We start from the raw sequence: 12,621 nt of genomic DNA, 5'->3' as shown, positions 1-12,621 counted from the left end.
GCGCCGTCCATGACATGACGCCCCTCGCTGCCTCTTCTCTTCAAAGGTGTCTGAATGACCTTCGGAAAACGCGTGACGCCACCCCAGCCGGCCCTTGTCGTCCCGATCCCTCATGCGCTTGCCAAGGATAGTCCCGGCAACGCGTCCGAGCTCGTTGCGACCGTCGTCGATTTCGTCAACCACCTCTTTTCGGCAGGCCTTTACCGTGCCGACGAGGTGCCGCATCGGCTGATCCAGCTCTACCACGCCGATTTCTACATCGCGCAGGTGCTGAACGGCGGACACAGCCAGTTCGTTCACAATTGCGGGACACGAAGGCAGGCCATTCTTGCCAATGCCATGGCAGGGCTGTCCGCCATGGGCGCGCCCGACCATGCCGCACTGCTGGGTGAGCTCGGCCTCTGGATTGCCGCCAACCCAGACCAGGCGGATGCACAGACCGGCTTTTCCGGCGGCCGGGACGGCGCGCTCGATGCGCTGGACAAGCGTTTCGAGGAGGCAGAACGCCTCAGGCCGGCCACGGACCAGGCGGCTGCCTGGATCAAGGCATGGCCCGACGTCCGCTTTCTCGATCCTGTCGGTTTCGAGGCGGCCTGGGCACAAGGTGCCCTTTCCAATCCCAGGCGTGCGCTCCGGCTGTCGAAAGCCCGCATCGAAGCCTTCCGGCAATCTCTTTCCGACCCTCTGCTCCTCGCTTTGGGGCTCGCGGCCGATGCGGCGGACGAGACCCTGATTGATCCGGGAACCACAGAGGTGATCGACATCGGCGGCCGCCGCGAAGAGGTCCGGCTCGTCCAGACGAGCTTCGGACTGCGTGGCGCAGCCTGCGCCGGCGGCGGTGTCCGCCTCTACGCCTTGCAGCTCGGCGGACGGGACGTGACATGGACGGCCGTCTCCCTGATCGGCATCGCGGAGCGGACGGACGTCGACACCATCACGGCCTTCGTCAGACACGAACCTGTCGCCGCAGCGGCCGACCTCCTGCTCCGCCGCGCCCGGCCCGCCGCAACCCATTGCGCGATCCAGCCCGCTGCGATGGCCGACGGCATTCCCCACCCGATTTTCCGGATCTCGATTGCCGACGACATGCTGATGCTGACAAAGGCAGGCTCGGGCTACGTCCTGGCGGGGCGGGCGCCGGGCGACACCCATGGCCCCGTCTCCTTCGCGCAAATCGCAGCGCACGAACGGGAAATCGACGGCCACGCAGGCTGAAAGGCCCCTCTTCACCGCTGCCGTCTTGAGACATGCCAGGCGACGAACATCACCGGCAGAATATCCCACGCCGCCGCCTAAGCGCTGCGTGCTGCGATTTCCTCCAGGGAAACGGTGCCGCGGGCCTCGGTGACCGCGCCATCGGCGATCCAGATGGCCTTGCCGAAACAGGCGACCCTGCCCTCATGAACGACCGCCCCGTCCCCATCATTGCAGGCAAGAATGGGGCGCCGCGTGTGCCTGCTGTAACGAAGGAGCGCGGGGAGATAGGCCGCGTCGTCATCGAGATGCGGGAAAAATTCCAACGGCATCAGATCGAGGGCTTCGCCCTCCACATCCTCCGGCCGTTCTCCAAGGAAGAGCGCGTCGGTCGCGATCGTCGGCGCCATGAGAATGGCGCCCGCGCTGACCCCGATCAGGACACCGCCGCCTCGTGCCCAGTCCCGCAGGGGCGCGAGCAGCGCACTGCGCTTCAGCCGCATCAGAAAATCGCCGGTATGCCCGCCGGAAAGGTGAATGGCATCGCAGGCGAAGAGCCGGGCGACGTCCATGGCATCCCGGGTGAGGTCCAGGTCGTGATAGAGGCAGAGATCAAGGCCGAGCCGCGCGTAATAGGCCCTGCCCGCCTGAAAAAACGTACGCTCCGGATCCGGGCCCGACGCAACGTAACCGATCCGGGCATCGCCGCGCCGCTCACGAAGGACGCCCAGGAGACAGGCATCGATCTCCGCGCCCTCGCCCGCGGTCTGATCGCTGTAGAGGACGAGGTTGACCAAGACACTCCGTCTCCCGTGCCTCAGACCAGTTCCACGTCCAGCACGCCCGGCGTGGAGCGCATGGCGGCGGCGATTTCCGAGGAAATGCGGAAGCGTTCGTTGAGCTCCACCTCGATTTCCCGCTGGCCGTTGTCCTTGATCACGATGAAGGAGACGAGACCGTCGCCCTTCGTGTTGAGATGGGCGGCGATGGAGCGAAGCGGGCCGCTGTCGCGCACGTAGACACGCAGCGCCTTCTGCGTCTGCAGCGATTCTTCCTCCAGCGACCGCAGCGTCTGGATGCGCAGGCCGATGCCTTCCGGCCGCTCTTCCGCCTGCACGGTCAGGACCAGCGACTTGCCGGGCTCCAGCAAGTCGCGGTACTGGTTCAGCATTTCAGAGAACAGCACTGCCTCGAACTGGCCGGACGAATCGGAAAAGGCGACGATGCCCATCTTGTTGCCGGTGCGCGTCTTGCGCTCCTGCTTGGAGGTCACCGTGCCGGCGAGGCGACCGGCGGTCGCGCCGCGCTTCACCGCCGCGGCGAAGTCACCGAAGGTCTGCACGCGCATCTTGGAGAGGATCGGCGCATAGGTGTCGAGCGGGTGGGCTGACAGGTAGAAGCCGAGCACCTGGAATTCGCGGTGCAGTTTTTCCGAGGCGAGCCAGGGCGTGTAGGACGGAAGCGTGATGACCTCCGGCCCCGTCGCCGCGCCCATGCCGAAGATATCGCCCTGCCCGCTCGTCTTGTTCTCCTGCGCGCGCTGGGCGGCGCCGAGAAGCCTGTCGAGGCCGGCGATCATCGCCGCGCGATCATGGCCGAAACAATCGAAGGCGCCGGCGACGATCAGGCTTTCGAAGACCCGGCGGTTGACGAACTTGGGGTCGATGCGCACGCAAAAATCTTCCAGACTCTTGAACGGCGCCGTACCGCGCACATCGACGATATGCTGCACCGCGGCCCCGCCGACGCCCTTGATGGCGGCAAGCGCATAGTAGATGCGGTTTTCCCCGGTCTCGAAATGAGGGAACGAGGTCTGCACCGAGGGCGGGATGACCTCGATACCGAGCCGGCCGGCATCCTGCCGGAAATCGTTCAGCTTGTCCGTGTTGGACATATCGTAGGTCATCGACGCGGCGAGGAACTCGACCGGGTAATGCGCCTTGAGATAGGCCGTCTGGTAGGAGACGATGGCATAGGCGGCGGCGTGCGACTTGTTGAAGCCATAGTTCGCGAACTTGGCGAGCAGGTCGAAGATGAGATCCGACTGCGGCTTCGATACGCCGTTCTTGACGGCGCCATCGACGAAGCGGGCGCGCTGCTTGTCCATTTCCTCCTTGATCTTCTTGCCCATGGCGCGGCGCAGTAGATCGGCTTCGCCGAGCGAATAGCCAGACAGGACCTGGGCGATCTGCATCACCTGTTCCTGGTAGACGATAACGCCCTGCGTCTCCTTGAGGAGATGGTCGATCATCGGGTGGATCGATTCGATCTCCTCCTCGCCGTGCTTGCGGGCGTTGTAGACCGGGATGTTCTCCATCGGGCCCGGGCGATAAAGCGCCACCAGCGCGATGATGTCTTCGATGCAGTCGGGCCGCATGCCGATCAGCGCCTTGCGCATGCCCGCGCTTTCCACCTGGAACACGCCGACCGTCTCACCGCGCGACAGCATCTCGTAGGTCAGCTGGTCGTCGAGCGGCAGGCTTTCGAGCTTCACCTCGATTGCGCGCTTGCGGATGAAATCGACCGCCGTCTTCAGCACCGTCAGCGTCTTCAGGCCGAGGAAGTCGAACTTGACGAGGCCGGCCTGCTCGACCCATTTCATGTTGAACTGGGTGACCGGCATGTCGGAGCGCGGATCGCGGTACATCGGCACGAGCTGCGAGAGCGGACGGTCGCCGATCACGATACCGGCGGCGTGCGTCGACGCGTGGCGGTAGAGGCCCTCGATCTTCTGGGCAATGTCGAGCAGGCGCGCGACGACCGGTTCCTTCTCCGCCTCTTCCTGCAGTTTCGGCTCCTCCTCGATCGCCTTGTAGAGCGGCGTCGGGTTGGCCGGATTGTTCGGCACGAGCTTGCAGATCTTGTCGACCTGGCCATAGGGCATTTCGAGCACGCGGCCGACGTCGCGCAGCGCCGCGCGCGCCTGCAGCGACCCGAAGGTGATGATCTGCGCCACCTGCTCGCGGCCGTATTTCTGCTGCACGTAGCGGATCACCTCTTCGCGGCGGTCCTGGCAGAAGTCGATGTCGAAGTCCGGCATCGAGACGCGTTCCGGATTGAGGAAGCGTTCGAAGAGCAGCGAGAAGCGCAGCGGATCGACGTCGGTGATCGTCAACGCATAGGCGACGAGCGAGCCCGCGCCCGATCCACGCCCCGGGCCGACGGGGATGTTGTGCTGCTTGGCCCATTTGATGAAGTCTGCAACGATCAGGAAGTAACCGGGGAACTTCATGCGCTCGATGACGCTGAGCTCGAAGTCCAGCCGCTCGCGATAGTCCTGTTCCGTATAGCCCGGTGTCAGGCCGAGCAGTTCCATGCGGCTTTCCAGCCCCTCCACGGACTGGCGCCGCAGTTCCGCGGACTCCGCGCGCTCCGCCTCCTCCGGATCGTCCGTCGCACCGGTGAAACGCGGTAGGATCGGCCCGCGTGTCTGCAGCACGAAGGAGCAGCGCCGGGCGATCTCGATCGTGTTCTCCAGCGCCTCCGGCAGGTCGGCGAAGAGCTTCGCCATGTCCTTGCGGCTCTTGAGATAGTGGTCCGGTGACAGGCGGAAACGGTTGTCGTCCGACACCATCGCATTGTGCGCCACCGCCATCAGGGCGTCATGCGCATCGTAATCGTCGGGGGCCGGGAAGAACGGCTCGTTGGTCGCGACCAGCGGCACGTCCTCCGCATAGGCGAGCTCGACCATGCGCCGTTCATGCTGCTTGTCAAAGCGGCCGTGCCGCTGCAATTCGATATAAAGCCGGTCGCCGAACACGCGCTTCAGCGCGTGAAGCCGCGCCCGTGCGACGGCCGGCTGGCCGGCGAGGAAGGCCATGTCGACGGGGCCGCCGAGCGCGCCGGAAAGCGCGATCAGTCCTTCCGCTCCCTCTTCCTGCAGCCAGCTATAGGCAATGCGGATCGCCTGGCTGCCTTCGCCGCCGAGATAGGCACGGCTGACAAGCGCGACGAGCCGCGCGTAGCCCGCATCCGTCGCCGCGAGAAGGACGATCGAAGGCAGCTTTGCAAGCTGGGCCTGCCCGCCGCGCCGCTCGCCTTCCCCCTCGTCTTCCATGTCGATGGACAGCTGGCAGCCGATCAACGGCTGGATGCCGTCGCCGACTGCCTTCTGCGAGAATTCGAGCGCCGCGAACAGGTTGTTCGTGTCGGTGATCGCGATCGCCGGCTGCTGGTCGGACGTCGCCTTGCCGATGATCTTCTTGATCGGCAAGGCGCCCTCGAGCAGCGAGAAGGCCGAATGGACGCGCAGATGCACGAATTCCGGCGTCTCTCCGATTGTCACGCCATCCGTCTTCTGCGCCGCGTCCGCCATGCCATCATCCTTCCGATCAGGAAGGGAAGCTTAAGCGGATTCGCACCCCTCCCGTCCAGACCGTTCTTGGCGTTGCACCCGCTTTCCACGCATGCAACACCGAACGGACGGCGACATACAGTCAGATGCCGAAGAGGATGACGGAGAAGCTGGCGACGAACATGGCCATGGAGGTGAATGCTGCAAGATCACGAAGAAAATCGGTCATTGTGGCTCCCTTTCCTTTTATGTTTTTACTTTGTTCTATTGTTGTTCTCATGTCAACCCTTATCCACAGGCCCTCTGGACCGGCATTGCGCGGCACAATAAGGTCGCGTCGATCACATGGAGGAAATGAGATGAAGTCGTTGAGTGCCGCCCTTCTGCTGTCGCTTGCCCTGCCCCTTGCGGCCGAGGCCGCGGACTTTCCGGCCGAGCGCGTCGCAGCCATGGCGAGCGGCGACTGGAACAAGGACGGCGTGGCCGATCTCGTCCTCGTCGCAACGCCGGGCGACAACAGCGGCGAGGACAACGGGCTTTACGTCTATATCGCCAAGCCGGAGGAGAACCGCCTGACGCTCGCCCTCACGCTGCCCAACACCATCTGGGGAAACCTCGCCATGTATGGGCAGGAGCCGGAGCTCGCCGCGCTCGCCAACGGCTCGTTCACGCTGACGACGAAGAACGATTCGGTCGGCCGTGACCGCTGGCGGCAGTCACTGACCATCGCCTACCGCAATTTCGATTTCATCGTCGCGGGCTATACGTTCTCGTCCTACGACACGCTCAATCCGGACGCCGGCAGCGAATGCGATCTCAACGTTCTGACCGGCAAGGGCAAGGCCCGCGGCCAGCCGATTGCCGGCAGGGCGCAGTTCGTGCTGCTCAAGGATTGGCAGGACGATGTCGGCCGCTCGATCTGCGGCCTCGACAACTGACAGGAAAAACCGGGACCGGCCTCAGGCGAGTTCGCGCACGAGGCCGTCCTCGATCGTCACGCGGCGATCCATCAGGCCGGCAAGCTCGTGGTTGTGGGTCGCGATAAGCGCGGCAAGGCCGGACTGGCGGGCGAGCGCCTCCAGCGCCTCGAAGACATAACCCGCAGTCTCGGGGTCAAGATTGCCGGTCGGCTCGTCAGCCAGCAGAAGAAGCGGCGCATTGGCGACGGCGCGCGCGATGGCGACGCGCTGCTGCTCCCCACCGGAAAGTTCCGAGGGGCGATGGTCTGCGCGATGGCCGATGCGCATGTAGTCGAGCAGCTGGGCGGCGCGCTCGCGCGCCTCCGCCTTGGTGAGGCCGGAGATGAGCTGCGGCATCATGATGTTTTCCAGCGCACTGAATTCCGGCAGCAGGTGATGGAACTGGTAGACGAAGCCGATCTCGCTGCGACGGATTGCCGTGCGCTGGTCATCGGCGAGCGTCGCGCAGGAATGGCCGTTGACGAAGACCTCGCCGGCATCCGGCTTCTCGAGAAGGCCGGCGACATGCAGCAGGGTCGACTTGCCGGTGCCGGACGGGGCGACGAGCGCAACGGTCTCGCCGCTCTTCAGCGTGAAATCGGCTCCCTTCAAGATCGACAGCAGGGTCTCGCCCTGGCCGTAGTGCCGTTCGATGCCCTTCAGTTCCAGAGCGACGCGCGCATTCATGCGTTTATCCTATTCGTACCGCAGGGCCTGGACGGGATCGAGCTTGGAGGCACGCCAGGCAGGGAAGATCGTCGCGAGGAAGGAGAGCGCCAGCGCCATGACGATGACCGAGACCGTCTCGCCGGCATTCATGTCCGCCGGAAGCTGGCTGAGGAAATAGAGCTCCGGATTGAACAGCGTCGTGCCCGAAAGCCACGAGAAGAACTGCCGGATCGATTCGACATTGAGGCAGACGACAACCCCGAGCAGCACGCCCGCAAAAGTGCCGACCGTGCCGATCGCCGCGCCCGTCATGAAGAAGATGCGCATGATCGAGCCTGACGTCGCCCCCATGGTGCGCAGGATCGCGATGTCGCTGCCCTTGTCCTTCACCAGCATGATGAGGCCGGAGATGATGTTGAGCGCGGCCACGAGCACGATCAGCGTGAGGATCATGAACATGACGTTGCGCTCGACCTGCAGGGCCGAGAAGAAGGTGCGGTTGCGCTGGCGCCAGTCGGTGATGAAGATCTGGCGTTCGGCGGCGGCCTCGATCGGCTGGCGCAGGTCGTCGACATCGTCGGGGTTGGCGACGAACAGTTCGATCGACTGCACGATGCCTTCGGCATTGAAATAGAGCTGTGCTTCTTCGAGCGGCATATAGATGATCGACGCGTCGTATTCCGACATGCCGATCTCGAAGATGGCCGAGACGGTGTAGGTCTTCACGCGTGGATTGACGCCGAGCGGCGTGACGTCGCCCTCGGGTGCGACGAGCGTGATCTGGCCGCCGGCGCTGAGGCCGAGCTGTTCGGCCATACGCGAGCCGATCGCGACGCCGCTGCCGGCGGCAAAGCCCACGAGGTCGCCTTCCTTGATGTTGTCGGAGACGGCCTTCATCTTGGCAAGGTCGTCGGCGCGCACGCCGCGCACCAGCGCGCCGGTCCCCGCGCCCGCAGTGCCGGAGGCCAGCGTCTGGCCCTCGACGAGCGGGATCGCCATGGTGATGCCCGGGACAGCGGAAAGCCGCTCGGCGAGAGCGGCATAATTGTTCAGCGGCGTATCGATCGGCTGGACGATCATGTGGCCGTTGATGCCGAGGATGCGCGAGATCAGCTCGGTGCGGAACCCGTTCATGACGGCCATGACGATGATGAGCGTTGCGACGCCCAGCATGATGCCGATGAAGGAGAACCCGGCAATCACCGAGATGAAGGCTTCCTTGCGCCGGGAGCGCAGGTAGCGCCAGGCGACCATCCGCTCGAAGGCGGAGAACGGGCGGCTCTTGTTGAAGGCCTGCGCCCCGGTTGCAGATGCACCGCTCGCTGCGTCAGCCATGATTCCTCCCGTTGCCGCCTGCGCCTGCGGGCATCAGTTGCCGGATGTCAGGCGGTTGATCGCCGCCTCGATGGTCAGCGTCTCGCGCTCGCCGGTCTTGCGGTCCTTGATCTCGACCTCACCGTTCGCAATGCCCCGCGGACCTGCAATGACCTGCAACGGCGCGCCAATGAGGTCGGCGGTCGCGAACTTCGCGCCGGCACGTTCATCCTTGTCGTCGTAGAGCACATCGATGCCGGCGTTCAGCAGTGCGCCGTAGATCTGCTCGCAGGCCGCGTCGCAGGCGGCATCGCCCGACTTCATGTTGATGACGACGACTTCGAACGGCGCGACGGCCTTCGGCCAGATGATGCCGTTCTCGTCATGCGAGGCTTCAATGATGGCGGGCACGAGGCGCGTCGGGCCGATGCCGTAGGAGCCCATGTGCACGGTGTGTTCCTTGCCGTCAGGGCCCTGAACCTTGGCACCCATGGCTTCGGAATATTTCGTACCGAAATAGAAGATGTGGCCAACCTCGATGCCGCGGGCCGACAGGCGTTCGCCTTCCGGAATCGCCTCGAAGGCGGGCGCATCGTGCATCTCGGAAGTGGCCGCATAGCGCGAGGTCCACTTGTCGAAAATGCCCTTGAGGCCTGCGACGTCCTCAAAGTTGGTGTCTTCGCCGGGAACGTCGAAGTTCAGGAAGTCCTTGTGGCAGAAGACTTCGGATTCGCCGGTATCGGCGAGGATGATGAATTCGTGGCTGAGGTCGCCGCCGATCGGGCCGGTATCGGCGCGCATCGGGATGGCGCGCAGGCCCATGCGCGAGAAGGTGCGCAGATAGGCCGCGAACATGCGGTTATAGGCGTGCACGGCGCCCTCGCGGTTGAGATCGAAGGAATAGGCGTCCTTCATCAGGAACTCGCGCGAGCGCATGGTGCCGAAGCGCGGACGGATCTCGTCGCGGAACTTCAGCTGGATATGATAGAGGTTGAGCGGCAGGTCCTTGTAGGACTTCACAAACGAACGGAAGACGTCCGTGATCATTTCCTCGTTGGTCGGGCCGTAGAGCATCGGGCGCTCCTGGCGATCCTTGATGCGCAGCATCTCCTTGCCGTAGGCGTCGTAGCGGCCGCTTTCCTGCCAGAGCTCGGCGGACTGCAGCGTCGGCATCAGCAGCTCGACGCCGCCGGAACGGTTCTGTTCCTCACGGATGATGGCGTTCACCTTGTCGAGGACGCGCTTGCCCAGCGGCAGCCAGGTATAGATACCCTGGGACTGTTGCTTGACCATGCCCGCACGCAGCATGAGCCGGTGGGAGACGATCTCGGCCTCCTTGGGGTTTTCCTTGAGGATGGGCAGGAAGAAGCGGGAAAGGCGCATATCGGGTTCCGGAGTGACTGATCCGCCCTATTTCGGGAATCGGGCAAAATGACGTTGATTTTGATGCGTTCATAAACGCTTCGCCACAGGAAGGAAACCCGGCAGCCCGAGGCGGAACACCGACTCACGCGAGCCGTCCACCGCCCGAGCGATCCAAAGAAATGTGGCAGAAAAATGGGGCCGCCAATAACAGAAATTGCGCGCGCCTTGTCAATGGAAAAATTTTATTCCACTGTAGCAAAAATGCAAAAAAAGCGGATGACAACGCCTAACGTTTGGGCTAGTTTCAGGCCACAAAACAGGCAAGAAGTGCAAATTCTTGCCATTTTCGCGGTCAAGTCTTGGGAGGATCAGATCTTTGGCGCGCGCAGACGCTGCCACCGCACAACGGATAAAGATCACGCGATACCTGTAAAACAAGGCTTTCAGCCTTGTTTTTTTTTGCCTTTTACCGACGATGCCTCCGCCTCTAGCAAATTCGCCGGGAAGCTCCATGCGTCAAAGACGCACACCGCGCGCTCCGCGACACTCCGCCTCACCCAAAGTGATGCAAATCCCTCGGCATGCACATGACTCGGCGTCAGAGGTCCGCTCCGCCGGCATTTTCCTGAAAAATGGGAGAGACGCCCAGCGGAAGACTTTTCCCGAACAGCCCGGGACACCTGGAATGGCTTGCCCCTGGCCCCGACGGGCGCGTTAACCTTTGTGGCAGCCGCCTATCTGAAACTCGGCATGAACTGCGGAATGGAATCGATGCCGTAGCCGAGGCGCACCGACAGGACGTACCAGGTGCCGTAAATGATGGCGGAAACGATCGTCGTCGTCAGAACGATGCGGCCACCGCGGAACCGTGCCGGCGCGCTTTCCACCGTACCGGGCACCACCTCCTCCGCCTCCGCCTGCGTCCTCAGCCCGAAGGGCAGCACGGCAAAGAGCGTCATCCACCAGACGATGAAATAGACGGCGAAGTAGGAAAAGATCTGCATGGGCGGCCTCTCGTGCGACAGCGGTCTTTTACGCTTGTCGCGGGCGAAGTTCAAACGGCGCAAGGGCGGCGTGCTGTCACACCCGTTTCGGCGGTGCCGCGCGTCCCCGCCGCGCCTGTGGCGACGGGGATGAATGCGCCTGTACCTGTCTCGTCAGACCTTTGTCAGGAAGACGGTGACGACGGGCTTCTTGCCCCAGATCTCGTTCGCCGTGGAGCGCACCGCGCGGCGCACGGCCTCGCGCACCATCTCAAGGTCCTTGCGGCGCGCGCGCGGGATGCTTTCGACGGCGCCGAGCACGGCGTCATAGAGCGTATCGCCCATGTCCTCGCCCTCGTCGTCGAACTGCGGCAGGCCGAAGGGCTCCACCTCGGGATCGCCCTGGAAGTCATAGCGACTGTCGAGCAGGATGCTGACGGCGACATGGCCAACGAAGGCGAGCTTGCGGCGGTCGCCGATGCCCATCTCGTCATAGTCGCCGATGAGATTGCCATCCTTGAAGATACGGCCGAAGGGCGCGTGATCGACGACCTCGGGCTCACCCGGCGCCAGCCTCAGGATATCGCCGTTGCGCACGCGCGGCACGTCGGCGATGCCCGACTGTTCGGCAAGCTCGGCATGGGCGGTGAGATGTGCAGCCTCGCCGTGCACGGGCACGACCATCTTCGGCCGCGTCCAGCCGTACATCTGCTGCAGTTCGTGGCGGCGCGGGTGGCCGGAAACGTGTACCAGCGCCTCGCTGTCGGTGATGACGTTGATGCCCTGCTCCACCAGCCCGTTCTTGATGTCGTTGATCGCCTTCTCGTTGCCCGGAATGGCGCGCGAGGAGAAGATGATCGTGTCGCCATCGGTAAAGGCGACGTTGCGCATCTCGTCGCGGGCGATCTTGGCGAGAGCCGCGCGCGGCTCGCCCTGGCTACCGGTCAAGATGACGACGACCTTGTCGCGCGGGATATAGCCGAATTCGTCTTCCGCGATGAAGGGCTTCAGGCCTTCCATGAGGCCGATGTCGCGGGCGACTTCCGTCACGCGCTTCATGGAACTGCCGAGCAGAAGCACCTCGCGGCCGGCAGCTTCGGCAGCCTGGGCGATGGAGCGGATGCGGCCGACATTCGATGAGAAGGTGGTGATGCCCACCCTGCCCTCGGCTGCCTCGATGATCTTGGTGAGGCTTTCCGACACTTCACGCTCGGAGGGCGAAACGCCATCGCGCAGCGCATTGGTGCTGTCGCAGATCAACGCCAGCACGCCCTCGTCGCCGAGTTTGCGGAAACGCGCCTCGTCCGTCAGGGGGCCAAGCGAGGGATCGAGGTCGATCTTCCAGTCGCCGGTGTGGATGACGGTGCCGAGCGGCGTCTTGATCGCCAGCGACATCGGCTCGGGAATGGAGTGGTTGACGCCGATCGCCTCGATCTCGAACGGGCCGACATTGATACGGTCGCCCTGCTTGAAGATCGTCACCGGGATTTCGGTGCGGCTCCTCTCGTAGTCGCGCTTGGCCTCCAGCATACCTGCGGTGAAGGGCGAGGCATAGACCGGCACGTTGAGACCCGGCCACAGCTCGTTCAGCGCGCCGTAATGGTCCTCGTGCGCATGGGTGATGATGATGCCCTTGAGATTCTTGCGCTCCTCGGCGAGGAAACGGATATCGGGCAGCACGAGATCGACCCCCGGCAGGTCCGGCCCCGGAAAGGTGACGCCGCAATCGACCATGATCCACTGGCGGTTCTTCTTCGGGCCGTAGCCGTAGAGCGCCAGGTTCATGCCGATTTCGCCGACGCCGCCAAGCGGCAGGAATACCAGTTCGTCTTCTTTTGCCATC

General features: G+C 63.8%; 9 protein-coding genes. 2 read left to right on the top strand and 7 right to left on the bottom strand.

Translation table 11 applies throughout. The features are described from left to right. The first annotated feature begins 54 nt into the window (after positions 1-54). The gene (locus tag K0P03_RS06505) at positions 55-1,215 is read left to right on the top strand and encodes a DMP19 family protein (protein ID WP_272789173.1); all 1,161 of its coding nucleotides are present in this window, start codon (positions 55-57) and stop codon (positions 1,213-1,215) included. Between the two features lie 77 nt (positions 1,216-1,292). On the opposite strand, the gene K0P03_RS06500 is transcribed toward K0P03_RS06505, so the two are convergent. Further along, positions 1,293-1,991: a Type 1 glutamine amidotransferase-like domain-containing protein gene (locus tag K0P03_RS06500; RefSeq protein ID WP_272789172.1), complete on the bottom strand. Its 699-nt coding sequence runs from the start codon at positions 1,989-1,991 to the stop codon at positions 1,293-1,295. 20 nt (positions 1,992-2,011) lie between these two features. Beyond that, positions 2,012-5,509 (bottom strand): DNA polymerase III subunit alpha, encoded by a 3,498-nt coding sequence (gene dnaE / locus K0P03_RS06495; protein ID WP_272789171.1) that lies wholly within the window; start codon positions 5,507-5,509, stop codon positions 2,012-2,014. 338 nt (positions 5,510-5,847) lie between these two features. Here dnaE and K0P03_RS06490 point away from each other — a divergent pair, with 338 nt between their 5' ends. After that, on the top strand, positions 5,848-6,426 hold the full coding sequence (locus K0P03_RS06490; RefSeq protein WP_050743048.1) for a hypothetical protein: 579 nt from the start codon (positions 5,848-5,850) through the stop codon (positions 6,424-6,426). A 21-nt stretch (positions 6,427-6,447) separates the two neighbouring features. On the opposite strand, the gene K0P03_RS06485 is transcribed toward K0P03_RS06490, so the two are convergent. From K0P03_RS06485 to K0P03_RS06465, 5 genes are all read right to left on the bottom strand, one after another. Then, positions 6,448-7,134, bottom strand: a complete 687-nt coding sequence (locus K0P03_RS06485) for an ABC transporter ATP-binding protein (RefSeq protein ID WP_023515964.1) — start codon at positions 7,132-7,134, stop codon at positions 6,448-6,450. A gap of 9 nt (positions 7,135-7,143) precedes the next feature. After that, on the bottom strand, positions 7,144-8,451 hold the full coding sequence (locus K0P03_RS06480) for a lipoprotein-releasing ABC transporter permease subunit (protein ID WP_023515965.1): 1,308 nt from the start codon (positions 8,449-8,451) through the stop codon (positions 7,144-7,146). A 33-nt stretch (positions 8,452-8,484) separates the two neighbouring features. After that, entirely contained in the window at positions 8,485-9,813 is a 1,329-nt protein-coding gene (proS, locus tag K0P03_RS06475) for a proline--tRNA ligase (RefSeq protein WP_272789170.1), read from the bottom strand. Positions 9,814-10,529: 716 nt separating this feature from the next. After that, entirely contained in the window at positions 10,530-10,799 is a 270-nt protein-coding gene (locus K0P03_RS06470; protein ID WP_023512038.1) for a DUF1467 family protein, read from the bottom strand. A gap of 153 nt (positions 10,800-10,952) precedes the next feature. Next, entirely contained in the window at positions 10,953-12,620 is a 1,668-nt protein-coding gene (locus K0P03_RS06465; RefSeq protein ID WP_272789169.1) for a ribonuclease J, read from the bottom strand. Position 12,621 lies beyond the last annotated feature (1 nt).

The organism is Shinella sp. HY16 (genome assembly GCF_028534175.1).
Classification (GTDB): Bacteria; Pseudomonadota; Alphaproteobacteria; order Rhizobiales; family Rhizobiaceae; genus Shinella.
This window is presented reverse-complemented; position numbering and strand designations above follow the sequence as displayed.

Coding starts and splice junctions, on each gene's coding strand:
- K0P03_RS06505 (WP_272789173.1), top strand. CDS start 55: ATGACCTTCGGAAAACGCGTGACGCCACCCCAGCCGGCCCTTGTCGTC.
- dnaE (WP_272789171.1), bottom strand. CDS start 5,509: ATGGCGGACGCGGCGCAGAAGACGGATGGCGTGACAATCGGAGAGACG.
- K0P03_RS06490 (WP_050743048.1), top strand. CDS start 5,848: ATGAAGTCGTTGAGTGCCGCCCTTCTGCTGTCGCTTGCCCTGCCCCTT.
- K0P03_RS06485 (WP_023515964.1), bottom strand. CDS start 7,134: ATGAATGCGCGCGTCGCTCTGGAACTGAAGGGCATCGAACGGCACTAC.
- K0P03_RS06480 (WP_023515965.1), bottom strand. CDS start 8,451: ATGGCTGACGCAGCGAGCGGTGCATCTGCAACCGGGGCGCAGGCCTTC.
- proS (WP_272789170.1), bottom strand. CDS start 9,813: ATGCGCCTTTCCCGCTTCTTCCTGCCCATCCTCAAGGAAAACCCCAAG.
- K0P03_RS06470 (WP_023512038.1), bottom strand. CDS start 10,799: ATGCAGATCTTTTCCTACTTCGCCGTCTATTTCATCGTCTGGTGGATG.
- K0P03_RS06465 (WP_272789169.1), bottom strand. CDS start 12,620: ATGGCAAAAGAAGACGAACTGGTATTCCTGCCGCTTGGCGGCGTCGGC.